Origin of the sequence: Aeromonas sp. QDB54, from assembly GCF_027707385.1 — a bacterium.
Lineage (GTDB): Bacteria > Pseudomonadota > Gammaproteobacteria > Enterobacterales > Aeromonadaceae > Aeromonas > Aeromonas hydrophila.
The window spans coordinates 1-1,424 of sequence record NZ_JAPCIT010000074.1 but is presented as its reverse complement, the minus strand read 5'-3'; the positions used below and the strand labels follow the sequence as shown (position 1 = coordinate 1,424).

The window sequence follows — 1,424 nt, the reverse complement described above, 5'->3', positions numbered from 1 at the left end:
TTGAATGGGTTCATGTGCAGCTCCATCAGCAAAAGGGGATGATAAGTTTATCACCACCGACTATTTGCAACAGTGCCCATCGGCGTAGTAGTGGATGTGGTCGATGACAAAGCCGGTGCGGGTCAGCGTGCGCCGGAGGATCGGCAGAAAATCGACCAGGAACGAAGTAGCGCGTGTGACGACGGCCGGTACGCCGACACGCGCCACGGCCTCGGCCCAGCGCGCGGCCGGCGGTTGGAGCAGGCCGTTGTGCACCGAACCGTGGTAGGTGCCGACCGCCAATGTGAGCCAGCGCTCTAGCTCGCGCAGCGTCAGGGCGGCCTTGTTTTCGGAATCGTAGTCGCCGCGCTGGTCAGGGTTGGAGAAGGTCGTTCCCGGCAGTTCGTCGTGAATCATCTGCATCGCCGTGCCGATGATCCGTTCCACGATGCCGCCATAGTGCGGCTGTCCCAGCGGGCGATAGTCCAGCCGGATGCCATGCTGCTCGCAACCCCGGCGCAGGGCCTCGCTCTTGAACTCGGCCGCGTTGTCTAGGTAGAGCAGCAAGGGCTTGCCGCTCATCTGCCAATCCATTTCCACGTTCAGTCCTTCCAGCCAAGGGCGCTTGTCGCAGGCGACATGCACGAGGCACAGGCCAACCGAAACGGCAGACGGCGCTTCCAGCGTGACGACCATGCCGAGCACGCAGCGGGTGAACACGTCGATGGCGAGGGTCAGGTACGGGCGGCCAATAGGTTGCCGGTCGCGGTCATCGACCACGATCAGGTCGATGACCGTATGGTCTATCTGCACCTGCTCCAGCGGCGCGGTCACGGCAGGAGGCTCGCCGCCCACACCTTGTAGGTCACGAGCGGCATCCTGGCCTTCCCGCCGGCGGATGACCTTGCGCGGGTCAAGGCTAGCGATCCGTAAGGCCACGGTATTGCGCGCCGGCACTCGCAGTTTTTGAGCCTTGCACACCTGAGTGACTTCGCGGTGAAAGGCCGCTAGGCTGCGCTTCTGCTTGGTCAGGAACCGCTTTTGCAGTAGCTCGTGGATGACGCGCTCGACCGGTTCCGGCAAGCGCCCCTTACCTTTACCTCCACCGGACTGGCCGGGCACCAGATCCGTCACGAGGCCGCTGCCTTGCCGGGCACGCCGGATCAGAACGTATACCTGGCGCCGAGACAAGCCCAGCGCCTGAGCCGCCATATCGGCCGCTTCGTGCCCGACCGTCTCCGACTGCGCCAACGGACTGATGATCTCCGCACGACGGCGCGCACGCTCCCAAGCCTCATCAGGCAGAGTGGCCACGCCTTGTTCTGGAATCCGTGGGGTGTCCGTCGCCATGCTCACCTCGCTTTGGTGCACACGAGTATTGAGCATAGTCGAGATTGGTGCAGATCACTTCTGATATTGAACTGTCAGGAGCTGGCTGCACAACA

At 63.0% G+C, this 1,424-nt stretch carries 1 protein-coding gene; it reads right to left on the bottom strand.

Translation table 11 applies throughout. The features are described from left to right. Nucleotides 1–60: 60 nt before the first annotated feature. Nucleotides 61–1,329 carry a DNA-binding domain-containing protein gene (locus tag PG881_RS23850; RefSeq protein WP_000179845.1) on the bottom strand — a complete coding sequence of 423 codons (1,269 nt, stop codon included), beginning with the start codon at nucleotides 1,327–1,329 and terminating at the stop codon, nucleotides 61–63. Nucleotides 1,330–1,424 lie beyond the last annotated feature (95 nt).